21 protein-coding genes are annotated in these 26,328 nt (G+C 71.1%); 11 read left to right on the top strand and 10 right to left on the bottom strand.

The window, feature by feature from the left end; translation table 11 throughout:
• Nucleotides 1-120: 120 nt before the first annotated feature.
• The 3 genes from LUX31_RS03140 (at nucleotide 121) to LUX31_RS03130 (ending at nucleotide 3,014) form a co-directional block, all read left to right on the top strand.
• Nucleotides 121-618 carry an RNA polymerase sigma factor gene (locus tag LUX31_RS03140; RefSeq protein WP_235472980.1) on the top strand — a complete coding sequence of 166 codons (498 nt, stop codon included), beginning with the start codon at nucleotides 121-123 and terminating at the stop codon, nucleotides 616-618.
• Nucleotides 619-709: 91 nt separating this feature from the next.
• The gene (locus LUX31_RS03135; RefSeq protein WP_235472979.1) at nucleotides 710-1,372 is read left to right on the top strand and encodes a hypothetical protein; all 663 of its coding nucleotides are present in this window, start codon (nucleotides 710-712) and stop codon (nucleotides 1,370-1,372) included.
• A gap of 82 nt (nucleotides 1,373-1,454) precedes the next feature.
• Nucleotides 1,455-3,014, top strand: coding sequence for an ABC1 kinase family protein (locus tag LUX31_RS03130; protein WP_235472978.1), 1,560 nt, complete (start codon nucleotides 1,455-1,457; stop codon nucleotides 3,012-3,014).
• Nucleotides 3,015-3,343: 329 nt separating this feature from the next.
• Here the strand turns inward: LUX31_RS03130 and LUX31_RS03125 are convergent, their stop codons facing one another.
• The 3 genes from LUX31_RS03125 to LUX31_RS03115 are packed head-to-tail and all read right to left on the bottom strand — an operon-like array spanning nucleotide 3,344 to nucleotide 6,959.
• Nucleotides 3,344-4,660 (bottom strand): aspartate aminotransferase family protein, encoded by a 1,317-nt coding sequence (locus LUX31_RS03125; protein ID WP_443045924.1) that lies wholly within the window; start codon nucleotides 4,658-4,660, stop codon nucleotides 3,344-3,346.
• Nucleotides 4,657-5,775 carry an SDR family oxidoreductase gene (locus LUX31_RS03120; RefSeq protein WP_235472977.1) on the bottom strand — a complete coding sequence of 373 codons (1,119 nt, stop codon included), beginning with the start codon at nucleotides 5,773-5,775 and terminating at the stop codon, nucleotides 4,657-4,659. Before LUX31_RS03120 ends, LUX31_RS03125 begins: the two co-directional genes overlap by 4 nt.
• Before the next feature lie 44 nt (nucleotides 5,776-5,819).
• Nucleotides 5,820-6,959, bottom strand: a complete 1,140-nt coding sequence (locus tag LUX31_RS03115) for an acyl-CoA dehydrogenase family protein (RefSeq protein ID WP_235472976.1) — start codon at nucleotides 6,957-6,959, stop codon at nucleotides 5,820-5,822.
• A gap of 390 nt (nucleotides 6,960-7,349) precedes the next feature.
• On the opposite strand from LUX31_RS03115, the gene LUX31_RS03110 reads away from it, so the two are divergent.
• From LUX31_RS03110 to LUX31_RS03100, 4 genes are read left to right on the top strand one after another with little or no spacing between them, the layout of a single operon-like run.
• Entirely contained in the window at nucleotides 7,350-8,219 is an 870-nt protein-coding gene (locus LUX31_RS03110; protein WP_235472975.1) for a glutathione S-transferase C-terminal domain-containing protein, read from the top strand.
• Nucleotides 8,113-8,496: a putative leader peptide gene (locus tag LUX31_RS37785; protein WP_443045923.1), complete on the top strand. Its 384-nt coding sequence runs from the start codon at nucleotides 8,113-8,115 to the stop codon at nucleotides 8,494-8,496. The genes LUX31_RS03110 and LUX31_RS37785 overlap by 107 nt, the downstream gene beginning before the upstream one ends.
• Before the next feature lie 48 nt (nucleotides 8,497-8,544).
• Nucleotides 8,545-9,771: an LLM class flavin-dependent oxidoreductase gene (locus LUX31_RS03105; protein WP_235472974.1), complete on the top strand. Its 1,227-nt coding sequence runs from the start codon at nucleotides 8,545-8,547 to the stop codon at nucleotides 9,769-9,771.
• A gap of 23 nt (nucleotides 9,772-9,794) precedes the next feature.
• Nucleotides 9,795-11,171 carry an NtaA/DmoA family FMN-dependent monooxygenase gene (locus tag LUX31_RS03100; protein WP_235472973.1) on the top strand — a complete coding sequence of 459 codons (1,377 nt, stop codon included), beginning with the start codon at nucleotides 9,795-9,797 and terminating at the stop codon, nucleotides 11,169-11,171.
• A 143-nt stretch (nucleotides 11,172-11,314) separates the two neighbouring features.
• Here LUX31_RS03100 and absR1 read toward each other — a convergent pair whose 3' ends face one another.
• A complete protein-coding gene (absR1, locus tag LUX31_RS03095) occupies nucleotides 11,315-12,400 on the bottom strand; it encodes a beta-glucuronidase AbsR1 (RefSeq protein WP_235472972.1) in 1,086 nt (361 codons plus the stop codon).
• 100 nt (nucleotides 12,401-12,500) lie between these two features.
• Between absR1 and LUX31_RS03090 the strand changes: the two genes are divergently transcribed.
• Complete coding sequence (locus tag LUX31_RS03090) at nucleotides 12,501-14,348, top strand: LuxR family transcriptional regulator AbsR2 (protein WP_235472971.1); 1,848 nt, start codon at nucleotides 12,501-12,503, stop codon at nucleotides 14,346-14,348.
• Nucleotides 14,349-14,635: 287 nt separating this feature from the next.
• Here the strand turns inward: LUX31_RS03090 and LUX31_RS03085 are convergent, their stop codons facing one another.
• Nucleotides 14,636-17,203 (bottom strand): CHAT domain-containing protein, encoded by a 2,568-nt coding sequence (locus LUX31_RS03085; protein WP_235479780.1) that lies wholly within the window; start codon nucleotides 17,201-17,203, stop codon nucleotides 14,636-14,638.
• 225 nt (nucleotides 17,204-17,428) lie between these two features.
• Here LUX31_RS03085 and LUX31_RS03080 point away from each other — a divergent pair, with 225 nt between their 5' ends.
• From LUX31_RS03080 to LUX31_RS03070, 3 genes are all read left to right on the top strand, one after another.
• Complete coding sequence (locus LUX31_RS03080; RefSeq protein ID WP_235472970.1) at nucleotides 17,429-18,868, top strand: S8/S53 family peptidase; 1,440 nt, start codon at nucleotides 17,429-17,431, stop codon at nucleotides 18,866-18,868.
• A 43-nt stretch (nucleotides 18,869-18,911) separates the two neighbouring features.
• Nucleotides 18,912-19,556 (top strand): RNA polymerase sigma factor, encoded by a 645-nt coding sequence (locus tag LUX31_RS03075; protein ID WP_235472969.1) that lies wholly within the window; start codon nucleotides 18,912-18,914, stop codon nucleotides 19,554-19,556.
• Nucleotides 19,557-19,624: 68 nt separating this feature from the next.
• Nucleotides 19,625-20,149, top strand: coding sequence for a hypothetical protein (locus LUX31_RS03070; protein WP_235472968.1), 525 nt, complete (start codon nucleotides 19,625-19,627; stop codon nucleotides 20,147-20,149).
• Nucleotides 20,150-20,199: 50 nt separating this feature from the next.
• Here the strand turns inward: LUX31_RS03070 and LUX31_RS03065 are convergent, their stop codons facing one another.
• The 5 genes from LUX31_RS03065 to LUX31_RS03045 form a co-directional block, all read right to left on the bottom strand.
• The gene (locus LUX31_RS03065) at nucleotides 20,200-21,189 is read right to left on the bottom strand and encodes an ABC transporter ATP-binding protein (RefSeq protein WP_443046042.1); all 990 of its coding nucleotides are present in this window, start codon (nucleotides 21,187-21,189) and stop codon (nucleotides 20,200-20,202) included.
• A 35-nt stretch (nucleotides 21,190-21,224) separates the two neighbouring features.
• A complete protein-coding gene (locus LUX31_RS03060) occupies nucleotides 21,225-21,422 on the bottom strand; it encodes a hypothetical protein (protein WP_235472966.1) in 198 nt (65 codons plus the stop codon).
• A 118-nt stretch (nucleotides 21,423-21,540) separates the two neighbouring features.
• Nucleotides 21,541-22,560 carry an ABC transporter ATP-binding protein gene (locus tag LUX31_RS03055; protein WP_235472965.1) on the bottom strand — a complete coding sequence of 340 codons (1,020 nt, stop codon included), beginning with the start codon at nucleotides 22,558-22,560 and terminating at the stop codon, nucleotides 21,541-21,543.
• Nucleotides 22,553-23,521 (bottom strand): ABC transporter permease, encoded by a 969-nt coding sequence (locus LUX31_RS03050; RefSeq protein WP_235472964.1) that lies wholly within the window; start codon nucleotides 23,519-23,521, stop codon nucleotides 22,553-22,555. The genes LUX31_RS03055 and LUX31_RS03050 overlap by 8 nt, the downstream gene beginning before the upstream one ends.
• A 4-nt stretch (nucleotides 23,522-23,525) precedes the next feature.
• Nucleotides 23,526-26,282 (bottom strand): ABC transporter substrate-binding protein, encoded by a 2,757-nt coding sequence (locus LUX31_RS03045; protein WP_235472963.1) that lies wholly within the window; start codon nucleotides 26,280-26,282, stop codon nucleotides 23,526-23,528.
• Between the last annotated feature and the right edge of the window lie 46 nt (nucleotides 26,283-26,328).

Here is a 26,328-nt window from a genome sequence, read left to right as displayed (position 1 = left end):
GCGCAATCGGCTCGGTTTGTCCGTGAGTTGACCCGGACAGTCCTTTCCCGTCGAGTCGGGAAACAGGAACATTTCGGGGCCGTGTACTGCATGAATTCGGAAGACCGCGCGGATGAGTTAGTGATCTGGGAAGAGATCGTCGGCCATCGGGAACGGCTGATGCGGCTGGTCCGCCGGCGGCTCCCGACCGCCCAGGACGCGGAGGACTGCGTCCAGGAGGTAATGCTGCGGGCGGCGGCCCACGACAATCTGGACCCGGAGCGGATCGGACCCTTTCTGACCTCGGTCGCGCTGCGGCTGTGCGTCGACCACTACCGTGAACTGGAGCGCAGACGGCGGCTGGCGGGCCGTACCGCGCACGTCAGCAGGCCCGAGCTGCCGGACGAGGACGTGTGCGACGAGGACTTCGGACGCTGGCTGCTGCGCCAGGTCCAGCAGCTGCGGGGCCGTGAGCGCCAGGTCATGCTGGCCCGCGCCGACGGTATCTCCACGATGGAGTTCGCCCGTATGCACCAGATCTCGCTGAAGGCGGCCGAGGGTGCGTTCACGCGGGGACGGGCACGGCTGAGGCTCGTGTGTGCCCAGACGCTGGACGGGGTCGCCGCACATCCCAGGTAACGGACGGCCGAATTCATTCTCGGTTCATGTCCGGCCTCTTGTGAACGACTTCCGGATTACGGGAGTTGAGTCGACAGGGAAGGCAGTTTCAGTGGGCAGGAACAATACTCAGGATACGATCAAGGACTTCATCGGCGATATCGCCGACAGTACGAAGAAGGCCTTCGATGACATTCTCGACCGAAGGAGCGACGACTCCCATGCCGTGGACTGGCTCACCGCGGCGAATCCTTACCAGGCGCTGAACGCATTGCCCGGGGATGTGCTGCGCACCGTCAGCGCGCTCTCGGCACTCGGCGGAGTGGCCAACCCGGTCGCGGCCCTGGCGAACGCGGCCAACGCCGCCGCCGGAGTCGGCGCCGCCAACCCGCTCGCCGCACTGACGAGCGGGGCACCCAACCCCTTGGCCGCCCTCACCGGCGCGGCTCCGAACCCCCTCGCCGCACTCGCGGCCGGGGGAGCGAATCCCCTCGCCGCACTGGGCGGCATGGCGGGCGCGGCCAACCCACTGGCCGCGCTCGGCGGCGGGGGAGCGAATCCGCTGGCCGCGCTCGGACAGGTGGCGGGCGGGGCCGCGTCGGCCGTGTCGGGAGCGGCGGACATGGCGGAGGGGCTGGCGGCACTGCCACGGCAGATCGCCCAGCTCTCCGAACTGGTCGCCAACCTGGTCGGCGTACTGGAGAGCGTGCAGGGAGTCGCCGGAGCGGTGACGGGCGGTGGCGGCCGGACACCGGCGGCACGCAAGAGCGGCTGACGCAGGGCGCGTGACGGCGGGGCGGGGCCGGACCCGCCCCGCCGGTCTCAGGAAACGCAGCACACACAGAAGGTCGTGACACATGGGCAGTGCCCTGCTCGGCAACCGGCTCCGGCTGGTGGTGAAGGTACTGGGAGGACTCGCGGCCGAAGAGGCCGGCCGACTGGCCCGGGACCGGCGCCGCACCCGGCGCGGAACCGACGGAGAGGCCACCGAGGACGACGGGGAGAGCGGCGACGGCACTCGGCGCGCCAGAGCCGTACGGCACGCCCTCGAAAGCCTCGGCCCCTTCTACGTGAAGCTCGGGCAGATCCTCTCCACGCGCCCCGACATGGTGCCAGCCTCGATGATCGCCGAGCTGCAGAACCTGCACGACCAGGTCGACGTCCAGCCCTTCGCCGTCTTCGAACCCGTCCTGCGGGACCAGCTCGGACCGGACTGGAAGCGCCGTTTCGACGACATCGACACCGTACGACCGCTCGGCGCGGCCTCCCTCGCCCAGGTGTACCGGGTCACCCTGCCTGGCGGTCGCCCGGCGGTGGTGAAGGTGCAGCGGCCCGGTATCCGGGACGCGGTCCGCGCGGACATGGCCCTGATGCGCAGGGCGTCCAGGATCGTCGCCCGCACCGCGCCCCGCTTCAACGAGGTCATCGACATGGAGGCGATGCTCGGCTCGATCTTCGACGCCATGGAACCGGAACTCGACTTCACCGGCGAGGCCCGCAACATGGACGAGGCCCGCGAACACATCCGCCGCTATCCGACCCTCGCCGTGCCCCGGGTCATCCACGCCACCCCCAAGGTGCTGGTCCAGTCCCTCGCGCCCGGTTCCTCCGTACGGCACCTGGACCGCGGCGAGTTCAGCGACCGTGAGCGCACGGACATCGGCAAGGACCTGCTGCGCTTCATGTACCGCGGCTACTTCGTCGACCGCATGTTCCACGCCGACCCGCACGCGGGCAACGTCTTCGCGCTGCCCGGCGGCCCGGCCACGCTCATCGACTGGGGCATGATCGGCCGCCTCGACCGGCGGACGAGCCTGCAACTCCTGCCCCTCCTCATGGCGTTGGCCCAGAACGACGGCCACGGACTCGCCTGGGCCTGGGCGGACATGGGGCGCGTCACCCCGTGGTCCAACCTGCCCGCGTTCGCCGCCGACATGGCCGCGCTCGTGCCCAAGGTCGCCACCGCCTCCCTGGAGGACATCAACTTCGGGGTGTCCCTGACGACCGTGCTGGAGAAGGCGACCAAGCGGGGCATCGGCTCGGCGCCCGCCATCTCCCTGCTGGGCAAGTCCTTCGCCAACCTGGAGGGTTCGGTGCGCTGCCTCGCACCGGACATCGCCCTCGCGGAGGTCTTCCGGGCGGAGGCACGGGGGATCGTCATGGCCCTGCTGCGCGAGTACTTCTCCCTCGACCAGGCGGCCCGCAACACGATGGACTTCCTGTCCTTCGCCGTGTCCGCGCCCGAGCAACTGCGCAGCCTCCTCTCCGACGCGGCGGGCCGGCAGTTCGCCCTCCAGCTCCACGAACCCCACACTCCAGCAGGCATGGGCGGGCAGCGGCCCTGGACGCCGTCGAGGGGCCTGCTGGCGCTCGGCGCCGCCGCCCTCCTCTTCGACCGCCGCCGCCCGCCCCACTGACGCGCCGGCCTTGGGGCCTGTCCGGCGGAGCATGCCGCAGACACGGGGTCTGGCACGCCCTCCCCCAGAGGGGGGACCCCCATCGCCCCCGCTCACCGGCGATGATGCGGCGCCGTTGATTCACTGCGATTGATTCACTGCGATCTGATCCGCCGGACAGGCCGCAGGTCGTGTCCGCAGAGTCCCGCCTGCCCGGCGACGCCTGGCACGCTGCTCCCCCAGAGGGGGACCCCCACTCGCCGCACCGGGCGAAGCCCCACGTACAACCAGTACGAGGGACTCCGCCGGGCCCGCCCTCCGGGCGGACGACGGGACTTCGCGGACACGGCCTAGCCCATCCGCCGCGCCACGTCGTGCAGCGACTCCGCCAGGCTCGTCAGGAAGAGCCGCACCTCTTCGTCGCCGACGATCGCGGGCGGGGTCAGGCGCAGCACTCGGGAGGCGTTGAGGGAGTGGTTCACGAGGATGCCCCGGCCGACCAGTTCGAGGATCAGCTCGCCGACGGCCCGCTCCTTGGTGAACTCCAGGCCGATCAACAGCCCCCGCCCGCGCACCTCTTGGACCAGCCCGCCGAAGTACGGCGCGCAGACCGCCTGTACGCCCCCGAGCAGACGCTCGCCGAGCCCGCGGGCGCGGGCGACGACGTCCTCCCTGTCCAGCGCCTCGACCGCGGCGCGCGCCGCCGCACAGGCGATCGGCGACGCGGCGAAGGTGGAGGTGTGGAGGTAGGGGTCGCGGGAGAACGGCCCGTACGCCGCTTCCGTCGCGACCATCGCCGCCACGGGCACCACGCCGCCGCTCAGCCCTTTCCCGACGAGCAGGACGTCCGGCACGACCTCCCCGGCGCCCTCGACGCCCTCCTGCCCCTCCCCGTCCAGCCCCCACCACGAGCCCAGCCGTCCCAGCCCCGTCTGGATCTCGTCGACGATCAGGAAGGCGCCGTACGCCCGGCACAGCCGGCTCACCTCCGCCAGATATCCCGGCGGCGGAATCCGTACCCCGCCCTCGCCCTGCACCGGCTCGACGATCACACAGGCCCGTTCGCCGAGCACGCCGAGTACGGCCGCCAGAGCGCCCGGGTCGCCGTACGGGACGACCTCCGTGTCCGGGAGCAGCGGGCGGAACGGCTCCTGGTACTTGGCGTTGGCGGTGGCGGAGAGCGCGCCCAGGGTCTTGCCGTGGTAGCCGCCGGACGTGCTGACCAGCACGGTGTGTCCATGGACACGCGCCAGCTTCAGGCCCGCCTCGGTCGCCTCCGCACCGGAGTTGACGAAGTGGACGCGGTCGAGGCCGGCCGGGGTGTGCGCGGTGAGCGCCTCGGCGGCGCGGGCCGCGACCGGCTCCAGGAAGACCCGGGAGGCCAGGGGATGGGCGTCCACCTGGCAGTGCACGGCCGCCGTGACGGCGGGGTGCCGGTGGCCCAGGATGAAGACCCCGTACCCGCCGAAGTCGAGGTAGCGGCGGCCGTCGTCGGTGAAGATCCACGCCCCGTCGGACGCCGTCTCCAGCATGCCGCCGAGCACCGTGCCCATGACGGCACGGCCGGAGGAGAGACGCTCGCGGTAGAGCCGGGTGATGTGGGCGCGGTTGTCGGCCATCGTGTCGGTGTCCGGCCGGAGCGGGGAGTCGATCGGAACGGTGGTCATGACGCCAACTCCCTTGCCTGTACCGCCTCTTGAGCGGAGGTGTTCGCCGACTGGATGAGTTGCCGGCCGCGCATTCCGCCGGGGCGGGCGGCCCAGGCGACCAGATTGCGCACCAGGGCCTCGCGCAGCTCCTCCTTGGACACCGCACGGCCGCAGTGCGGCGTACCGAGGGACGACTCGAAGGGCAGCGCGCGCTGGAAGACCAGCAGCAGTTCGGCGTACGTGTGGAAGCGGCGGCGCAGCGACTCCGGGAAGGTCGGTCCCTCGATCAGCGGCAGCAGCAGCCGGTGCACCGACTCCAGCGGGATCAGCCGGGGCGGATGCGGGCGGGGCCCGTAGCGTTCGGCGAACTCCAGGCAGGTGTCGATCACTTCGGTCTGGAGCAGCACCTCCGAACCGGCCGTCAGCCAGTACTCGCCCCCGGTGACCCCGCCGCGCATCAGGTCGCCCACCGCACGGGCGACGAGATCCTGCGGCACCATGTCGATCCGCGAGTCGGGCCCGCCCGGCATGACCGGAACCTGGCCCTTGACGATGGCTCCCAGTGCCCGCGTCAGCCCCTGCATCCCGGCGATCCGGCCGGTCACCGAGTCGCCCATCACCACCGACGGCCGCATGATCACCCCGGGCACCGGCGCCTCCCGTACCGCCTGCTCGGCATCCCGCTTCGAGGCGAGATACGCGGCGGCGCCCGGGAAACGCTCCTGCTCCTCCGGGGCCAGCGGGTTGGCGACGAAGGCGGTGCTCATGTGGAAGAAGGGCGCGTCGGCGAGGGCGGCGAGGTCGAGCATCGTACGGGTGCCGTCGAGATTGGCGCGCCGGATCAGGTCGGGCTCACACTGCCAGTTGGTGGCGGCGGCGGAGTGCAGCACGAGGTCGACCTCGGCGGCGAGGCGAACGAACTCGGCTCCGGACAGACCGAGTTGAGGCTCCATCAGATCGGCCCGGAACTCCCGTACTCCGGGTTCGTGCACCGGGGTGCGATGACGCAGGCAGACGATGCGGAAGTGGGGCCGCAGTTCGTCGATCAGGGCTCTGCCGAGGACTCCGGTGCCGCCGGTGAGCAGGACGGTGGGCCGGGTACCGGGTCGGTCACTGGGCCGGGATTCGGGCATGGCGAAGTTCCCCTCGTACGAAGTGCCAGTGCTGTGGGAGAGGTTCAGGCGACCGTCAGCGGTGCCTCGTCCAGGTATGCGGACAGCGGACCCGTCATCCGGGACCGCGACGGTGGGTGCAGGGCGAGGCCGTTGGTGCAGGCGGCGAGGTAGCCGACCTCGTCCGAGGTCATGAAGCGGAGCCCGCCGAGGAGTTCCACCGCGCGGGGGACCATACGGGCGAGCGTGTCCTGCACGGTGTAGCGGACGTAGAGCGAGTCGGCGAGCGCGGACTCGTCGGGGGAGCCCTCGTCCACCCGCCGGGCCAGGCCCTCCACGGCGGCCATCGCGCCCTCCGCCTCCACCAGCAGCCGCACCCGTTCGGCCTCCGGTACCCGATCGGCGCGCAGCACCCGCTCCACCAGGGCGCTCGCGGCGCCGAGATAGCTGCCGGTCATCAGCAGCTCGAACCAGACGAGCCCGGCTGTCTGTACGTCGTCGAGCCGCGCCCCGGCCGGGGACGCGGTGCGCACCAGCAGTTCCGGTGGCACGAGTACGTTGTCCAGCGTGACCCGGTCGCTCTCGGCGCCCGCGAGGAAGCTGCTCGACCAGAAGCCGCTGACGCTCAGCCCCTCCGTCTCCGCCGGCACCAGCGCCACCGCCAGTTCCTCACCCTCGCCGGTCTCGCACGGCACCATCACGCTCGCGGTGAGCAGGTCCATGGAACGGGCCAGACTGCACGGCTGTTTCACTCCGGTGATGCGCACGCCCTCGGGGGTCACCGTGGCGGACATCGCGGGGGAGAGGATGCCGGTGCCGCTGCGCCCCTCCGCGAAGCCGGACGCCATCAGCCGGTTGTCGGTCGCGACGCCCTGGACGAGCATCCACTCCAGACCCTCACCCCCGCTGGACTCGCTCAGTCCGACGAGCGTGGCCATCGAGAAGTGGTGCATGGTCGTCGCCACCGCCAGCGAGGGTGAACGGCTGCCCAGCGCCCGCTGCACCCGTACCGCTTCGAGGGCGGAGGCGCCCCGCCCCTGAAGGGCCGTCGGTGCGAGCAGCCCCGGGCCCCCGCACTCCCGGAACAGCCCGATGCCCGGACTGTGCGGGCTCTCCAGCGTCATCAGCGGCACGGCCCGCAGCCCCTCGTCGAGGCCGGGCAGCAACTTGGTGAGGGCCGCGCGCTCGCGCTCCAGGAATCTCATGTCGTCCCCTGCTTCCTTGGTCCTCGGATGCCGTAAGCGCTTCGTTTCTCTCTTCACGAGCTTTACGAGCCCACCGCGAGGACCCCTCGGCATCGTCCGACGTACGAGACGCCCTTGACGTGGGACGCGACCCGATCGACACTCCCCATGGGAATCCTAGTGAAAAGGTAGGGAAACGTGATACGCGTGGAGTCGAACGCCAGTCGGGTGGTTTCCGCACCCCGGCCGACCCCACTGCTGACCTCCCGCCGTCACATCGACCTCCAGCGCCTCCGCAGCGCCATCAGCCTCCTGAGCTGACCCCGGCCGCCCAACGCGCCGCCGGACCGACGGGCCCCGACTACGCATTCCGCCGCGCGTACGTCTGCGCACCACATCCTGGGGAGACTCATGACCGTCACACCACTGGCCGCCACCGCCGCCCGCCCCACCCCGGCCTTCCGCGGCCGGCTCGGCCGGGACGCGCGCAGCGGCCACTACGCCGTGCCGCGCCGCTACCGCCTCCACCTGTCCCCGGCCGACCCCGACTGTCTCCGGATCGCCGTCACCCACAGCCTGCTCGGCCTCGACGCGGCCTGTCCGGTGACCGAACTGCCCGCCGTGCCCGACGCGCCCGGCGGCGAACACTCCGCACTGCGCCCGCTGTACGAGGCGAGCGCGCACCGCTACTCCGGTGCGGCGACCGTCCCGGTGCTCAGCGACGACTGGTCGGGGCGGATCGTGAGCACGTACACCCCGGACATCCTGCGGGACCTCGCCCGGCACTTCGGCGCGGGGCGGTTCGCGCTGTACCCGTGCGGTCTGGAGGGGGAGATCGAGGCGGTCGAGCGGTTGTGCGCGCAGGGGATCGACGCGGCGGCGCAGCGGGCGGGGGACTCCGTCGGTTCGGCGGGTGACCGTGCCGAAGCGCTGGCCTCGTTGCTGCGGACGCTGGGGTCGCTGGATGCGCGGCTTGCTGCGGATCCGTATCTGCTGGGTGAGCAACTGACTGCGGCGGATGTGGAGTTGTGGGTCAGTCTGGTGCGGCTCGACACGGTGCACCGGTGGCACTTGGACGCGGCTGCTGTGCATCGGGTTGCCGATCATCCGGCGCTGTGGGCTTACGCCCGCCGTCTCGCCGGTCACCCGGCGTTCGGTCGCCACCTTGATCTTGATGCCATTGCCCGGCGGCATCATGCGGATTGCCGGGGGCTGGAGGCTGCGGGGGCGGCTGTGCAGATTCTGGACTGGGCGGCTCACGCTTCGCGTTCCGCCGGGTAGGTGGGTTGTTGGCTGCGGGCCGGTGGGGGCTGGTCGCGCAGTTCCCCGCGCCCCTTTGGGGCGCGTTGCCGGCCGTCGATCAAACCGCTCGGCCCATCTGAAGCCGGCCTGGTGGAAGCCGGGCGGATTTCATCCCGTCGATACAAAGTGGCGGAACACGCGGCCTCGTCCTCTTGTTGACGACGTCGTGCCGAAGCTCATCCCCTGTCGTCCGAGGTTGTACTCGCGGCGGCACATCGACCTGGTGCGTGTCGCCGGCGCGCTCTGTTGTTCCTGACTCGCTGTCTCGTCTCTTCGTACGGTCGATCAGGAAGGCGTTACTTTCGTGTCCTCGTCACCCTCTCCCTCTCCCTCTCCCTCTTCTCTGCACCTTGCCGTCGCTCTGGACGGTGCCGGCTGGCATCCGGCCGCCTGGCGTGAGCCTGTCGCCCGGCCCCGGGAGCTGTTCACCGCCCGCTACTGGGCCGACCTGGTCGGCGAGGCCGAGCGTGGACTGCTCGACTTCGTGACCATCGAGGACGGCCTCGGCCTGCAGTCCTCGCATCTCGTCGATCCTGACGGCCGTACCGATCAGGTCCGGGGGCGTCTCGACGCGGTGCTGATCGCGGCGCGGGTGGCGCCGTCGACCCGGCACATCGGTATCGTCCCGACGGTCGTCACGACCCACACCGAGCCGTTCCATCTCTCCAAGGCGATCGCCACGCTCGACTATGTGAGCACCGGCCGCGCGGGCCTGCGCGCCCAGATCACCGCCCGGCAGGACGAGGCCGCCCACTTCGGCCGCCGTCAGATACCGGAGCTCGGCCCGCTGAACGATCCGCGTACCTGGGAGTCGGTGGGCGAACTCTTCGACGAGGCCGCCGACTACGTGGAGGTGGTACGTCGGCTGTGGGACAGCTGGGAGGACGACGCGGAGATCCGGGACGCCGCCACCGGGCGGTTCGTCGACCGGGAGAAGCTGCACTACATCGACTTCGAGGGGCCGCACTTCAGTGTCAAGGGGCCGTCGATCACCCCTCGGCCGCCGCAGGGGCAGCCGGTCGTCACCGCGCTGGCCCACGCGACCGTCCCGTACCGGCTGGTGGCCCGTTCGGCTGACGTCGGATATGTGACCCCGCACGATGCCGGCCAGGCGCGTGCCATCGTCGAGGAGATCCGCGGCGAGCAGTCGGCGGCCGGGCGCGCCGGTGAACTCCTGCATGTCTTCGGTGACTTGGTCGTCTTCCTCGACGACACATCGGCCGCGGCTACGGCCCGTCGGGAGCGGCTCGACACCCTCGCTGGGTACGAATACACCAGCGACGCCCGGATCTTCGCGGGTACGCCCGCAGAACTCGCCGATCTGCTCCAGGAGTTGGCGTCGGCCGGGCTGAGCGGTTTCCGGTTGCGGCCCGCCGTCGCCGGGCACGACCTGCCGGCGATCACGCAGAAGCTGGTCCCCGAACTCCAGCGTCGGGGCGTCTTCCGGGAGGCGTACGAGGCCGACACCCTGCGCGGACTGCTCGGCCTGTCCCGTCCCGCCAACCGCTACGCCGGCACTGCCGCCGTCTGAGCGGGAAAGGATCCCCTGACATCATGAGCAAGCCGCTGAAGCAGATCCATCTGGCCGCGCACTTCCCCGGTGTCAACAACACCACCGTGTGGAGCGACCCGAAGGCCGGCAGCCATATCGAGTTCAGCTCCTTCGTCCACTTCGCGCAGACCGCCGAACGTGCCAAGTTCGACTTCCTGTTCCTCGCCGAGGGGCTGCGGCTGCGCGAACAGGGCGGAAAGATCTACGACTTGGATGTCGTCGGCAGGCCCGACACCTTCACCGTCCTCACCGCGCTCGCCGCCGTCACCGAGCACCTCGGTCTGACCGGCACCATCAACTCCACCTTCAACGAGCCCTACGAGGTGGCCCGCCAGTTCGCCAGCCTCGACCACCTCTCCGACGGCCGCGCCGCCTGGAACGTCGTCACCTCCTGGGACGCCTTCACCGGCGAGAACTTCCGGCGCGGCGGCTTCCTCCCGCAGAGCGAGCGCTACTCACGGGCCAAGGAGTTCCTGCAGACAGCGGGGGAGCTGTTCGACTCCTGGCGGGGCGACGAGATCCTCGCCGACCAGCAGACTGGCACCTTCCTGCGGGACGTGAAGGCCGGTGCCTTCGTGCACTCCGGTCAACACTTCGACATCGAGGGGCAGTTCAATGTGCCCCGCTCCCCGCAGGGCCGCCCGGTGATCTTCCAGGCCGGTGACTCCGACGAGGGGCGTGAGTTCGCCGCGTCGACCGCCGACGCGATCTTCAGCCGGTACGCGACCCTCAAGGAGGGCCAGGAGTTCTACACGGACGTCAAGGGCCGCCTCGCCAAGTACGGCCGCCGCGCCGACCAGTTGCTGATCCTGCCCGCCGCGAGCTTCGTCCTCGGCGACACGGACGCCGAGGCGGAGGAACTCGCCCACGAGGTGCGCCGGCAGCAGGTCAGCGGGGCCACGGCCATCAAGCACCTGGAGTTCGTCTGGAACCGTGACCTGTCCGCGTACGACCCGGACGGCCCGCTCCCCGACATCGACCCCGACCTCGGCGAACACACCGTCGCCCGGGGCCGGGCCCAGGTGCGGATGTACCGTGACCCGCTGGCCACCGCCCGTGAGTGGCGGGAGCGCGCCGAGGCCAACAACTGGTCCATCCGCGACCTCGTCATCGAGACCGGCAACCGGCAGAACTTCGTCGGCTCCCCGGCCACCGTCGCCGCCACCATCAACGACTTCGTCCAGGCCGACGCGAGCGACGGCTTCATCCTGGTCCCGCACATCACCCCCGGCGGCCTCGACGGCTTCGCCGACACGGTGGTCCCGCTGCTCCAGGAACGGGGCGTCTTCCGTACGGAGTACGAGGGCGCCACCCTCCGCGACCACCTTGGCCTCGCCCACCCCGACGCCGAGACGGCGGGGGAGCGGGCGGCTTCCTAGGGACCTGGGGACATACGGGCATGGCGTGGTCGAGGACGTCACCCTCCCCCATGAAGGTGACGTCCTCGACCGCTCCCCCGGGAGCCCGAAGGTGGTCTGATTCGTCCGCGTCGGCCGTCATGTGCTGGTCTCTGCCCCCAGCATCACCAGCACATGACGGCCGTCTCCCCCGATCCCCACGTGGAGTAGAGCCTGACGCGGACGAAGTAGTTGCGGCCCTTGACGAGCCGGACCCTGACATGGGCGTTGTGCGGAGTGCCGCCGTCGTCCTCGGCGGAGAGGTAACGGGGCTCGCCGTCGATCTCCTCGAAGACCGCGACGACCGTGTCGCTCTCCCCGAAGGTGCCCACGGTGTAGTCGCGGGTCTCCGGCGGCGCGATACCGAAGTCGGCCTGCTCACCCGCCCCGAGCCGCAGGGGAGCGGACCGGAACGGCACGAGTTCGGCCGACCCGGGTGTGCCCGTCGGCGGATACCAGCGGAGGACGAACTCCTTGTCGGCCGGGGAGAGCGTCCCCGGAGGCACGACCCCGGACCGGAACTGCTCCGGTTCCAGGATCAGCCCCGCCGAGAACGGATACTCCATGATCGACAGCGGGTCCCAGACGGAGCCGTTGACCTCGTCCGGGTCGAGCTTGCGCAGGATGTTGAAGTGCGTCTTGTCGCGGCCCCAGAAGTTCGGTGGCCCCGCCAGGTCGTCGTACACCGCCTCGTCGTCCCAGTGGATGCCGGCGAACGGGTTCTGGTGCTCGTGCAGCAGGCCCAGGGCGTGCCCGATCTCGTGCAGGGCCGTCGCGCGTTCCCCCGGCGCGGTCAGGTCCCACCCGAAATTCATCGTGCGCCGCCCCAGGCCCACCGACAGTGCGTCCCGCCCGACCGTGGAGTACGAACCGTCACCGGTCTGGAACCCGATGCGCAGTTCGGCCTCCGAGCGGTCGCGCACCTCCACGAAGGACAGCCCGATCCCCAGGTCGAGCCACTCCCGGAAGCAGTCACGGACGACATCGCGCTGTGCCTCGGCGCCGACCCATGACTCCCACCGGGTCTCCCCGGTCCCCGGCAGGGGGATGACCGAGCCGTCGCTGTCCCGGTCGAAGAAGTAGTAGTGGAGCACGGTGCCGTTCACCCACATCAGGCGCCCGGAGAGGAGCGCGCTGAGCCGCTCGGCCGGCAACCCCGGGGCGAACGTGGGGGCCGGTTGCTGCGGGAGTGAGCAGAACCGTGCGTTCATGGGGAACAGGTTGCAGTGCACATGCGCTCGGGCGCCTGAGTCGGGGGCTACTCAAGTCGGCCTGTATCAAAGCTGAGTAGCCCGGCTCTTGTTCAACGTGATGACTTTCGAACGGGACGCGAAGACCCTGGAACCGCCCTGGCCGTTCACCGGCCGGGACGACGAACTGGAGCTGCTCCGCCGGTCGTTGGCGGCGGAACGGCACGGCGTCGTGGTGACGGGTCCGGCCGGACACGGCAAGACCCGTCTCGTCACGGAGGTGGTCCGGGGCGCCGACTGCGCCAAGGTGAGCGGCACGCCCGAGACTCGGGACATCCCCTTCGCCGCGTTCGCCCACCTCCTCCCGGAGGAGGTCTCCCTGCACCGCGCGGTCCAACTCCTTTCCGGCGTACGGACCTTGCTGGTCGACGACGCCCACCTGCTGGACGACTCCTCGGCCGCCCTGGTCCACCAACTGGCGGTGCACGGCCGCACCCGGCTGCTGGTGGTGGCGACGGACGGCGCCCCGGCACCCGGCGCGGTGTCCCGCCTGTGGACGGGCGAGGTGCTGCCACGCCTGCCCCTGAAACCATTGCCCCGCGAGGAGACCGCCCAACTGATCGCGGCCGGGGTCGGCGCCCCGGTCGAGCCGCTCACCGCACGCCGCCTCCACCACCTCTGCCAGGGCGACCTGCGCCTCCTGCGCGACCTGGTCGCCGCGATACGCGAAAGCGGCGAACTGAGCCTGAACCCAGACGAGTTGATGTGGCGGGGCCCGGTACCGGTAACGCCTGCGGTACGCGAACGGGCGGGCGACGCACTGCTGAACCGCACCACCACCACCGAGGAACGGGACACCCTGGAACGCCTGGCATTCAGCGAGCCACTCCCACTGGCCCTGGCCACCCTGCCCCTACAGGCCTTGGAGAGCCTGGAAGCCGACGGCCTGATCCAGGTGGACGCCCGGTCCGAGGTCCGCCTGGCCCACCCCCTGCACGGCCCTGTGCTCCGCGCGGGCGCGGGCCAACTCCGCGCGAGGCGACTGTCCCGCCCCGCGGCGGAGTGCGAGTCCGCCCTGGACGCCGAGCGAGGGGAACTGGCCGACCGGATCGAGCGCACGGACGTCCAGGATCCGGCGGGCCCGGTAGGAGACTGGCTGGCGGCCGAAAAGGCGGTCCCCGCCTCCTACGCGACCGTCCGCTCCCGCTTCGCCCGACTGCGCGGAGAACTGCGCGAGGCCCTGTCCTGGGCCAGGGAGGGCCTGCGCGGCACGCCGGACGACCCGTCCTGCCGTACGGAACTGGCGCTGGCGGCAGCCCAGTTGAACGAGGTCACGACCGCGGGCGAGGCGCCCCCCGGCCGGGCGACCACCTGGCTGCGCGCGGCAAACGGTGACACCGAGGGCGCACTCCGGTCGGCCACGGCCCCCGAAGCCAGGGGCGAGGGGGAGGCGTACGTCCTGTACGACGCCGTACGCCTGGGCGCCCCGCACCTGGTGGCGGACCGACTGGCCCAACTACCCGCCGAGGAGGCGGAACCCCTGGCCCGCCACGCGGACGCGCTGGTCCGCCAGGACGGCCCCGCTCTGGACCGCGCCGCCGAACTCCTGGAGCGCCGAGGCCTGTTGCTCTTCGCCGCCGAGGCACACGCCCAGGCCGTCCCGGTGCACCGCGACCCTCGCGCGGCCCGCATGTCCCGCTCCCGGGCGATGACCCTGGCCCGCCGCTGCCAGGGCGCCCGCACCCCGGCCCTCTCCGCGCTGACCCTGGGCGAACTCACCACCCGCCAACGCCAGATCGTCACCCTGGCGGCAGCAGGCCTGAGCAACCGCGAGATCGCAGACCGCCTGACCCTGTCCATCCGCACAGTGGGAAACCACCTCTACAGCGCCTACACCCGCCTCGGCGCAAGCGACCGAGCCGCCCTGCCCTGGCTCCTGGAGGAGTCGCAGGCTGCACAGCCGGCGTGACGGACGACTGCGACGCGTCGAGCGCACCCCCGTCCCCTGGCGGGCCGAGCCACCGGGCAGAGCCTCGGCCGGGGAGAGGCCCGCGTTGAGGCCCGAGCCGGGCCTCAGCGGAACCACGGCCGTGTCGTGGACGGGAGCCTTGCCGCGGCTGCCGGTCGAGAGCTGGCCGCGCAGCCCGCGTGACCGCCGCCAAGGCCGACACCACAGGCCCACCCGGCCCCGAACAGGCACAGAAGCCGCTCGACGAGCCGAGCGCGGTCCCCGTGGCCGAACGCGTCCAGAGCGGCTCACGCCGAGCCGAACGCCGAGAACGCCCACCCCGTCGCCTGATGCGTCGCGTCGCCCGGTAGCGCCGCCCGTGCGTCCCGCAGGGCCTCCGCCAACGAGAGGCCCGCGCTGAGGCCCTTGTGGAGGGCCAGCATCAGGGGGACCACCGCCGCGTCGTTCACCGGTGCGCTGCTCGCCACCACGCCCGCCGTGCCCAGGGGGAGCAACGCCGTTACCAGGCCCAGGAGTTCGTCCGCGCCGACTGTCGCGAGGCGGCCGGTGTCGCAGCTCGACAGGATGATGCGGTACGGGCTGCGGTCCAGGCGTTCGAAGTCGTGGACGATCAGGGGGCCGTCGGCCATCCGGAGCGACGAGAACAGCGGGCTGTCCGCCCTGAACGTGCCGTGGGCCGCGATATGGGCCAGTGCGGCCCCGTCCAACGCTTCCAGCACCGCTGGTACCCGTGCGCCCTCGTGTTCGAGGACCGTCGGTCTGCCGTACCGGTCGACCAGGTCGGGCACCTCCGCGCCGCCGCTCGCCAGGCCGGGGCCCCGGACCAGGACGTGCCGGCCGCCCGGCGGGGGGCCGGTCTCCTGGGCGCGCAGCCAGCTGCTCGCCGACGGGGACACACTGAGCACCCGCTCGCGGAGGGAGGGGAGAAGAGCCCAGGGGACCCGGTGGAGGCTTCCCGGGGGGACCACGATCACCGGGCCCGTGCCCAGGTGCGGTACCGCCGCGCCCAGCAGGAGTTCCTCCAGCTTGCGGCCCGACGCCTCCAGCACCGCCAGCCTGCCCTCTGCCCCCGGGTGCGCGAGCCGTCGGAGCCCCGCCTGGACGTGTTCGGCCTCCGTCACCGCGTGAGCCAACAGGCCCGCCTCGAAACGGCGTACCTTTCCCTCGCCGCACAGCAGCACCTGCACCTGGCCGTCGACCACCGCGATCTCGATCAACCGCCCACCGCCGCCGAGACGTTCGAGCAACCGGGCCGGGTCGAAGCGGCGCCCGTCGCCGCCGGACTCGCCACGGATGTGCAGGGTGCGGGAGCGCACCTCCCGTTCCAGGCGCCGCTGTTCGCGCTCAAGGGCCGGCACCGGGCGGCCGTCGACGCGGGCCTCCTCCGCGCGGGCGGCGATCTCCCGGAACGCGGTGAGGCTCTGCCCGAGCGCAGGGTCGTCGGGCGGCCGGGTCGGAGGCGCCGACAGGACCGTGGCCCGCCACCGCTCGCTCCACACCAGCAGCCGCCGAGGACCGCCGGACTCCAGCGACGCCCGCTGGGCGAGAGCCGCCAGTTCGGCGCCCTGCGCCGTCGCCCGGGCCCGCAGCTCCGAGGCGCCGAGCGTCATCCGGTGGTCGTCCAGGACGGCGAGCCCACGCCGGCATGCCTCCAGCACACCCCGCGCCGACCCGGCGGCCTCCGCGCGCAGCGCCTGCGCCGCCCAGCCCGTCATCCGCGCCAGCGGCGGACCGACGCGCCGGCTGCGCGCGGCGACCTTCAGATGCTTCTCCGCGTCCTCCGTCCAGCCCAGCGCGAGCGCGATCCGCCCCGCGAGCAGCGACGCCTCGGGCGCGGACGGCGAACCGAAGGCGGCCAGCCGCTCGGCCAGCGCCGCCGCGTCCGCGACCAGCCGCCCGGACTTCCGCCCGGTCGCGACCCGCGCCTCGATCAGCACCAGCCGCGCGTGCGCCTCCCACCAGCTGCGCCGCTGCCCGGCGAACAGCCGTACGGCCACGGCCGCGCGGGCGATCGCGGTGTGCGGATCGTCCGCGAGCCGCGCGGCCTTCGCGGCGGTCAGCAGCAGCTCCGCCTTGCGGGTGCTCTGCCCGCCGATCCCGTCGAGCACACCGAGCGCCGCGTCGGCCTCCGCGACCGCCTCGGGGGCCAGCCCGGCCGCCATCAGCACCTCGCAGCGGCGGATGTAGAACACGAAGATCGGCGTGCCCAGCCGGTCGTACCGCTCCGCCGCCTCGTCGAACAGGCGCAGCGCCGCCGGGATGTCGCCCGCCCGGTACGCGGCCAGCGCCCGGCTCTCCACGACGTCCGCCTTGTCGTGGTCCTGCCCGGTGGTGTCCCACATCTGCTCGGCGGCGGTGAAGTCGGCGTCCGCCCGCTCGGGACGGCCCAGCGCCAGATGCACGGTGGCCCGCAGGGTCAGCGCCCGCGCCGTCCAGATGACGTCCTCCGCCTGCCGCAGCACGGGAATGGCCCGCCGTACGTCGTCCAGCGCCTCGCGATGATGCCCCAGCACCCACCACGCGTACGCCCGCCGGTACAGCACACGCGCGCGGGTGTGCCCCGTACCCCGGTCGACGCCCCGCTCGAACGCCTCCAGGCCCTGCCGGGTACGGCCCGCGTGGACCAGTGCCACACCGAGCGTGCCGAGGACGTCCGCCTCGCGCTCCGCGGAACCCGCGTCCGCCGCCAGGTCGCGGGCGCGCCGCAGATGACGCAGGGCGATGCGCATGTCGCCGAAGTCCCGCTGCCACATACCGATCACCTGATGGGCGACGGAGGCGTGCAGCGGCGTCGGATCGTTGCCGAGGACAGTCTCCGCCCGCGCGAGCGCGTCCTTCGGGCGGGCGAACACCATCGGCAGTAGTTCGAGAACCGTGTCGCTTCCCGCAGTCACCCAACGGATGGTAGTGCTCCGCGCCCCAAGTCACACAGGTTTGGCCATGGACAACCCACTGTCCAACGCTGATCGACCCCTGTATCAGGAAATGTGCGGCGGCACCTGTATCACGCGGCGGCCCCGCGACTCTCACTAACGGCAACAAAAGCAAGAAAGGGATCAGTTCCAGGGGGAGGACATTCCATGGCACCGCAGCGTTTCCAGGAGCAGTTCGACCACATCCAGCGCTCCATGCCCGGCGTGGAGCTGGCGACGGGGCCGGACGACGCGGCCGAGTTCATCTACGAGAAGGGCGTCGTCCTGGCCCGCGACGGCGAGGAGGCACGCCTCGTCGAGGACACCGTACGCGCCCACTTCACGACCTTCGCCGGCCTGACCGCCGACGAGGTGCGCCGGGACAGCCCGGAGACCAACCGCTCGGGCATCACCCGCATCCGCGTCGGCGACCCCGGCCAGGGTGACCGGCGCGGCGACCGCGCGGTGGCGGGCGCACTGCGCGCGCTCAGGGAGGCCGAGGGCAACGCGCGGCGGCGCCTGGTCAGCCGTAACCACGTGGTGCACATCGCCGTCAACGCCTGCCCGGGCGACGAGCCCGTACCCGTCGCGTACAGCGCGGGACCCAACCCGACGGTCGCCGAGAGCGGCTACGACGCGGACAGCGCCGTCGGTGTCCTGGTCATCGACACCGGCCTCATGAACGACTACGCCTCCTACCCGGCCATGGCCCACGTCCAGGGCGACACCCAGATCGACGAGTGCGACGCGAACGGCGTGCTCCGGCAGTACGCCGGGCACGGCACGTTCATCTCGGGGCTCGTCGCGGCCGTCGCCCCCAACACGAACATCGTGTCCCGCAACACCCTCAACGACGCCGGCGCGATCCTGGAGTCCGAGTTCGGCGACAAGCTCTTCGAGGCCGTCGAGCGCGACGGCTGGCCGCCCCTCATCAGCCTCTCCGCGGGCACGTCGAACGGCAGCACGGAAGGCCTGCTCGGCCTCACCGCGTTCATGGAGGCACTCCGTGAGCAGCCGCGCACCCTGCTGGTCGCCGCCGCCGGAAACAACGCCAGCGCGACCCCCTTCTGGCCCGCCGCCTACGCCGACAAGCCCGAGTACGCCCAGTCGGTGATCTCGGTCGGCGCCCTGCGCAGCGACGGCGAGTTCGGCGCCTGCTTCAGCAACCACGGCCCCTGGGTACGGGTCTACGCCCCCGGCGAGCGACTCACCGGCGCCCTGACGGGCTTCCAGACACCGGTGCCGTACACCTACCACCACAGCACGTACGACTCCTGCCGCCACGGCTTCACCTACGCCTGCACCTGCCAGGACCCCCAGCACCTCGGTCTGCTGACGGGGGAGTACGAGACCACCTCGGGCACCCCGGACCAGGTGCAGTTCGAGGGGTTCGCGCAGTGGAGCGGCACCTCGTTCGCCACCCCGCTGGTCGTCGCGATGATCGCCGCCCACATGACCGCCCACAAGGAGACCGACCCGCGCGCCGCCCGACAGCAACTCCTCGCGGCGAACACCGAGTTCGCGGAGGTCCGGGGCGCGGTCGTACCGGCACTGATCCCGCCCACCTGGAGCCCGGTGCCGGTCGTGAACATCCCGCCCGCCGTATAGGAGGTCAACAGGCCTCCGTACAAGGACAAATCGAGTGAGGACCATGCGCAGGACGAGTGGAGCACCCCCTTCCACGGCGTACGATGACTTGCCGTACACGAGGGGTGGGGACGTGGACCGAGCTGCGGTCGGCGCATTGGTCCAAGCCGCCGTCGACGGCGACGCGGCGGGCTGGAAAGCGCTGGTGGAAGGGCTGAGCCCACTGGTGTGGTCGGTGGCGCGCGCCCACCGGCTGTCCGACGCGGACGCGCACGAGGTGTACTCGACCGTCTGGTTCCGCTTCGCCCAGCATCTGGCCCGTATCCGTGAACCGGAGAAGGCGGGCTCGTGGCTCGCGAGCACCGCACGCCACGAGTGCCTCAAGGTCATCAAGAGCATCCACCGGATGACCCCGACGGACGACGCCCAGCTGCTCGACCGGATCAGCGACGACCGTACGCCCGAGCAGTGGGTGATCGAGTCCGAGGAGGCGTCCGCCGAGGCGGAGCGCATCCGGAAGTTATGGCAGGAGTTCGAGGAACTGGGCGCCCGGTGCAGGCAGTTGCTGCGCATCCTGATGTCCGCGCCGCCGCCCAGCTACCAGGAGATCTCCGCCGCCCTCGGTATCGCCGTGGGCAGCATCGGCCCCCTCCGCCAGCGCTGCCTGCGCCGGCTGCGGGTACGGCTCGCTGCCCGGGGGGTGCTGTGAGCGGCGACGCGCACGACAGCGACGGATTACCCCACGACTCCGACGACGACATGGATGGCGCGGCCGACATGAACAGCCCTGATGACATGCACGCCTTCGACGACGAACTGGACGGCGAAGCCGACGACTTAGCCGAGTTCGAAGGCGACGACTCGCTGGACAACGACCTGCTGGAGGAGACACTGCGCCAGGCCGCCGCCATCATGGACCCGGTTCCGGCGCAGCTCCAGCAGACCGCCGTCGAGGCCTACACCCTCTACTCGCTCGACTCCCAACTGGCCGAGCTGACCTTCGACTCGCTCGTCCACGGCATCCCCGTCAGAGGGGTTGTGGACGCGCCCCGGATGCTGACCTTCCGCACGGGTGAGCTGACGGTCGACGTCGAGGTGTCCGCACACGGTCTGATGGGCCAGGTGCTGCCACCGCAGGAGGCCAGGATCGAGGTGCTGAGCGGCCCGCAACTCTCCTCGCCGCCCACCCTCACCGCCGACGACATGGGCCGTTTCACCGGCGAACTGCAGGTCAGCGGCCCGTTCGCGCTCCGGCTGCGGACGGACGCGGAGGTCGTCGTCACGGAGTGGCTGCGCGCCTGACACACGGCTGGCGGGGGCGGGTCCAAGTGGGCCCGCCCCCGCCGCTGTTCCTAGGCGGCCGCGACCAGCGGATAGTGGCAGGCGACGGAGCGCCCGGAGGGAGCCATGGCCAACGGGGGCCGCTGCACCGCGCACACCTCCCGCGCGTACGGACACCGTGTGTGGAACGCGCAACCGGCCGGTCTGGCCGCCGGATCGGGTACGTCCCCGGTGAGGACGATCCGCTCCCGGCGTGGCGCGTCCGGGTCGCCTGTCCCGTCGTCGATCTCCGGCACCGCCGACATCAGTGCCTCCGTGTAGGGGTGCGCGGGAGCCCCGTACAGCGTCTCCGTGTCCGCGAGTTCGACGATCTCACCGAGATACATGACCGCGATCCGGTCCGAGACGTGCCGGACCACACCCAGGTCGTGCGCGATGAAGACATACGTCAGCCCGAACTCGTCCTGGAGATCCGCGAACAGGTTGAGCACCTGCGCCTGGATCGACACATCGAGCGCGGACACCGGCTCGTCGGCGACGATCAGCTTCGGTGCGGTCGCCAACGCCCGTGCGATACCGATGCGTTGCCGCTGGCCGCCGGAGAACTCGTGCGGGTACCGGTCCAGATGGGCCGCCGCCAGCCCCACCACGTCGAACAGCTCGGCCACCCGGCGCCGAACGGCGGCGGCATCTCCGTACCGATGGATCAGCAGCGGCTCGGCGACGATGTCCCCGGCGCGGCGGCGCGGGTTCAGGGAGGCCTGCGGGTCCTGGAACACGAGCTGCATCCCGGGCCGTACGGGACGCAGTCGGCGCGCGGACAGCGTGGTGATGTCCTGCCCGTCGAACTCGACCCGCCCGCCCGTGATGTCGGTGAGCCGGACCAGACAGCGCCCGAGCGTCGACTTGCCGCACCCGGACTCGCCGACGATCCCGAGGGTCTCACCCCCACGCACCTCCAGCGAGACCCCGTCCACGGCCCGCAGCACCTTGCGATGCCGGGTGAGGGAGTCACCGCGCAGACGGTAGTGCTTGGTGACGTCGGTGGCGCGCAGCAGCACGTCGGCGTCACCGGTCCGGGCCTGGGGGTCCGTGGTCACGGCGCCGCCTTTCGATCGAATGTGTCCGGTGCGGAGTGGGCCGTGCGGGCCGGTCCGCGCTCCCGGGCCGGTAGTCCGCAGCATCCCGCGGTGCGGCTGGGGGAGTCGCCGCGCAGTCGGTAGTGCTTGGTGACGTCGGTGGCGCGCAGCAGCACGTCGGCGTCGCTGGTTCGGGCCTGGGGGTCCGTAGTCATCGCGCCGCCTTTCCGCCGAGGGCGTCCGGTGCGGAGTAGGGCGTGCGGGCCGGTCCACGCTCCCCGGCCGGGAGTCCGCAGCGCCTTTGCGTGGCGTCGCCGGTCCGGGTGTCCGCCGTCATGGCGCCGCCTTTCGGTCCGGTGACGAGTGCGCCGCTGTGCGGGCGGATTCGCGCTCCCCGGCGGGCAGCCAGCAGGCATCGAGGTGCCCCGACTCGCCGCTCAGTACCGGGCGTTCGTCGCACCGGTCGTGCCGGGCCGGGCAGCGTGGCGCGAACGCGCACCCCTCCGGCACGGCGTCCGGCGACACGGGGACGCCCGCGATGGTGGGCAGTCGGCGCAGGCGCGGGCCGCCGACCCGGGGTACCGAGTCGAGAAGTCCCCAGGTGTACGGGTGTCGGGGACCGTGGAACACGGCCCGGCGCGGACCCTCCTCGGCCGCCCGTCCGCCGTACATGACCAGCACCCGGTCGGCGACCTCGGACACCACACCCATGTCGTGGGTGATGATCACGACCGCCGAGCCGCGTGCGTTCAACTCCCGCATCAGGTCCAGGATCTGGGCCTGGATCGTCACGTCGAGCGCGGTGGTCGGCTCGTCGGCGATCAGCAGCGCCGGTCCGCAGGCGAGGGCCATCGCGATGACCGCCCGCTGCCGCATCCCGCCCGAGAACTCGTGCGGGTAGGCGTTCACGCGCGAACCGGCGTCCGGGATGCCCACGTCCGACAGCAGTCCGACCGCCCGCACGAGCGCTTCTTTCTTGGACACCTTCTCGTGCGCCCGGATCTGCTCGGCGATCTGCCAGCCGACCGTGTAGACCGGGGTCAGCGCGGTCATCGGGTCCTGGAAGACCATGGCGATCTCCCGCCCGCGCACCGACCGCATCTCCTTGTCGGGGAGGGTGAGCAAGTCCCGCCCACGGAAGAGGACTTGGCCGGTGACGGTGACGTTCGGGCTGGTCAGCAGTCGCAGTACCGCCAGCATCGAGACGCTCTTGCCGGAGCCCGACTCGCCGACCACGCCCAGGATCTCGCCGGGCGCGACCGAGAAGGAGAGCCCGTCCACGGCGGTGACCGTGCCGGTGCGGGTGCGGAAGGAGATCCGCAAGTCCCGTACATCGAGAAGGGGTTCAGGCATGGCGGGCCCTCGGATCGAGTCGCGCGTACAGGATGTCGACCAGGGCGTTGGCGAGGACCACGAAGAACGCCGCGTACATGACCGTCCCCATGATCACGGGCAGGTCCAGGTTCTGCAGCGCGTCGAAGGTGAGCTTGCCGACGCCGGGCAGGCCGAAGACGACCTCGGTGAGCAGGGCCGCACCGCCCACCAGCGCGCCGAAGTCCAGGCCGAACAGCGACACGATCGGGATGAGCGAGCAGCGCAGCGCGTGCCGGACCAGGATCCGCCGCTCGGACAGACCCTTGGCGCGGGCGGTGCGTACGTAGTCCTCGCCGAGCGCGCTGACGACCTCGCCGCGCAGCAGCCGGGCGTAGATGCCGGCGTACAGCAGCGCCAGGGTCAGCCAGGGGAAGAGCAGATGCAGGGCCCACTGGCCGGGGTCCTTGCCCAGTTCGACGTACCCGGGTGGCGGCACCCAGGAGAACACCGAGTCGTGCAGGCGCTTCTGCGTGAGGAGGTTGACGACCTCGCCGAGCCAGTAGGCCGGCAGCGACACGCCCACGACACCCATCAGCATGATCACCGGGTCCGCGGCCGTACCGCGCAGAGCGGCGGCAGCCGTACCCATGAGGATGCCGACCGTCATCCAGATGACCGCCGCCCCGATCACCAGCGACAGCGTCACGGGCATGGCCTGCACGATCTGCGGGACGACCTTCGAGCCGCGGTTGACGAACGACTCCAGGTCCCGGTCGATCAGCAGGTGCCGCATCATCAGCAGATAGCGGACGGGCAGCGGCCGGTCGAGGCCGAAGGAGTGCCGTACCTGGGCGAGCGTGGCCGAGTCCGCGTTGCGCCCTGCGATACGTGCCGCCGGGTCGACTCCCGGTGTGGCGAAGAAGATCAGGAACACCAGCACACTGATCGAGAACATCACAAGGAGCGCGGACAGAAAGCGCCGGAGCGCGAAGTACAGCATCGGATCACACCCCTCCCCGCAGCCGGGCGCTCGGGTCGAGGGCGTCGCGCACCCCGTCGCCGAGGACGTTGAGGGCCGCCGTCGTCAGCGCGATGAGCAGCCCGGGCGCGATGGTCACAGTTGGGCGGGTGTACAGCAGCCCGAGGCCGTCCTCGATGATCGTGCCCCAACTGGCGTCGGGCGGCTGCACGCCGACCGACAGGAAGGACAGCGCCGACTCCGTGAGCATCGCGAGCGCGGTCATCAGCGGCAGGAACACGATCGCCGTGGGCAGCACGTTCGGCAGCACCTCCCGGCGCATCACGCGCAGCGCGGGCGCGCCCGACCCGATGGACGCCTGGATGAACTCCTTGTTCCGCAGCACCAGTACCTGCCCACGCATCGGCCGGGCCACGTACGGGACGTAGATCGCCGCGATGATCACGACCGGCAGCCACAGACTCCCGGCCTCGACGGTGACCGGTCCGAGACTGAGCCCGTCGGTGAGCAGGACCACGGACAGACAGATGGCCAGCAGATACACCGGGAAAGCCCAAATGACGTCCAGGACACGGGAGATGACCGCGTCGACGACCCCACCCGCGTACCCGGCGAGGACCCCGACGGCCGTACCGACGACACAGCACACCAGCGCGGCCATGACCCCGATGAAGAGACTGGTACGACCGCCGTACAGCAGCCGGGCCATCACGTCCCGGCCCTGGTTGTCGGCGCCCAGGAAGTAGTGGCCGAAGTCCCAGGTGGGCCCGATGGGCGTCACACCGAGCCCGAGCCCGGTGGTGCTCGGGGTGAGCACCGGCACGGTCTTGCCGTCGACGACCGTCGTCCCGGACACATGGGACTGGAACGGGTCGGTGTGCGCGATGTGGTCGGCGTACAGCGGAGCCAGCAGGGCCACCGTGACGACGGCGAGCAGGACGAGGGCCGCCGCCACCGCCGACCTGTTGCGCAACAGGTCGGCGGTGGCGGTCCGCCAGGGGCCCGGCGAACGTCGCCGGGCCTCGACGGAGGCCAACTGGGCGGTTGCGCCGCTCACTTGACCCACAACTGCCCGACGAGCATGTAGAACTGCTTGCTGAACTGGTAGTTGCCGACCCGCTTCGACGTGAAGTCGATGATCTTCGGGTTGATCACCGGGACCACCGGGGACTCCGTCATGATCTCCTGGTCGATGGCCGCCCACTGCTGGTCGGCGGCCTTCTGGTCGGTCTGCCCGGTCTTGAGCGCGGTCTGCATCTTCGCGTCGATGCCCCTTGTCGCAGAACCCGGAGATGTTGATGCTGGAGTCGCTGCCCGGGTGGAACGAGGCGCAGGACAACAGCACGTTGAGGAAGTCGGAGGCCGCCGGATAGTCCTGGTACCAGGACGTCAGCGCCAACTGCACCTTGTTCTTGGTGTTCTGGATGTACGTGAACTGGATGTTCCCGGACAGCGGCTTGAGCGTCGCCTTGTAGCCGAGCTGGGTCAGCAGACTCTGCAGATACTGCCCGATCGATTTGTTCACCTCGTCGTCCTGCACGACGATGCCGACCTCCTGCCCGGCCGTCCCCGACTGCTTGATGAGCGCCTTCGCCTTGGCGAGGTCCGGCGCCGACCAGGTCTTCCCGTCGCCCTTCGTGTACTGGCACTTGTCGACGTGCCCCGGGAAGCCGGGCGGCAGGATCGTGCACGCGGGAGAGGCGAGGTTCTTGCCGCCGTACAGGCCGACCACCGCGTCCCGGTCGATCGCCCAGTTGATGGCCTGGCGCGCCAACTTGTTGTTGAACGGGGCCGAGTTGACGTTCAGGGTGACGTACCAGAAGGCGGTCAGCGGATTGACGTGCGCCTGGGAGGCGTACTGCGTGCCGATCTCGCTCAGCCGGTCGGCGGGCGGCGGGTCGTACATCCAGTCCGCCGAGCCGTTCTGCACGGCGGTCACCTCCGACTCGACGGTCTGCCCGAAGGTGTAGTCGACGTTGTCGGCGTAGGCCTGCGGCTGCGCCTCCCGCGACCACTCCTTGAAGTACGGGTTGCGCACCAGCTTCAGCGCCCGGTTCGGGTCGTACGAGGCCGCCATGTAGGGGCCGGTCGTCGGCAGCGGCTTGGTCCCCGCGTCCTTCGTCGGCGAGTCCTTCGGCAGCACGCTGGCGTGCGGGACGGCCAGCTTGTACGGGAACTCCGGGTCCGGCGCGGTCAGGTTGACGGTGACCGTGCCGGCCGTCGCGTCACCGACGACACCCTTGGCGAGCGTGCAGGACGCGGGCGTCTTGAGACAGGCGTCCGCGCCGACGATGCCGTTGTAGAAGGTGCCCGCGGTCGGGCTGGACACCTTGAAGATCCGCTGGAAGGACGCCACCACGTCGTCCGTGGTCACCGCTTTGCCGGTGGAGAACTTGATGCCCTTGCGGAGCGTGAACGTGTACGTCTTCCCGCCGTTGCTGACCACCGGCATGGCCGCCGCCAGATCGGGGACGACGGTGAACGACTGCTGCCCGCCGGTCTTCTTGAACGCCAGCAGACCGTCGTACATCGACTGGTACAACTGCCAGTACTGGAGCGTGTAGTTGACCTGCGGATCGAGGCTTCCGGCAGCCGCGTGGGCGACCAGCTTCAGCGTGCCGCCCTTGTGCGCGGGCTGGAAGGCGCTCGACTGGGCGCCGCCGGTGGCGGTCGAGGTCGGGTCGGACGAACCGCCGTCGTCGGAGGACGAACAGGCGCTCGCGGTGAGCGCGAGGGCGGCGGTCACGGCGGCGAGAACGGTACGTCTGGTGGTCCGGGGCATCTTGGAACTCCCGTCGGTGGAGCGGGTGTTGAAGACGATGAAGGGT

Source organism: Streptomyces sp. GQFP (assembly GCF_021545335.1).
In the GTDB taxonomy this organism is placed as follows: Bacteria; Actinomycetota; Actinomycetes; order Streptomycetales; family Streptomycetaceae; genus Streptomyces.
This window is presented reverse-complemented; position numbering and strand designations above follow the sequence as displayed.